Origin of the sequence: Arcobacter sp. CECT 8989 (assembly GCF_004116715.1) — a bacterium.
Classification (GTDB): Bacteria; Campylobacterota; Campylobacteria; order Campylobacterales; family Arcobacteraceae; genus Halarcobacter.
The window spans coordinates 1-407 of record NZ_PDKE01000105.1; the positions used below are offsets into that span (position 1 = coordinate 1).

The 407-nt window shown below is 49.4% G+C and carries 1 protein-coding gene; it reads right to left on the reverse strand.

Annotated features, from left to right (window positions below; all coding sequences use genetic code 11):
- A partial coding sequence (locus CRV02_RS14615) for a glycoside hydrolase family 104 protein (RefSeq protein WP_129090920.1) occupies positions 1-317 on the reverse strand: 317 nt, incomplete at its 3' end.
- Positions 318-407: the final 90 nt, after the last annotated feature.

Consider the following 407-nt stretch of genomic DNA (forward strand, 5'->3'; position numbering starts at 1 on the left):
GGTAAAGCGCCACGCTCCTTAATCTGCTGCAATGCCACAGCGTCCTGACTTTTCGGAGAGAAGTCTTTCAGGCCAAGCTGCTTGCGGTAGGCATCCCACCAACGGGAAAGAAGCTGGTAGCGTCCGGCGCCTGGTGATTTGAGTTTTGGGTTTAGCGTGACAAGTTTGCGAGGGTGATCGGAGTAATCAGTAAATAGCTCTCCGCCTACAATGACGTCATAACCATGATTTCTGGTTTTCTGACGTCCGTTATCAGTTCCCTCCGACCACGCCAGCATATCGAGGAACGCCTTACGTTGATTATTGATTTCTACCATCTTCTACTCCGGCTTTTTTAGCAGCGAAGCGTTTGATAAGCGAACCAATCGAGTCAGTACCGATGTAGCCGATAAACACGCTCGTTATAT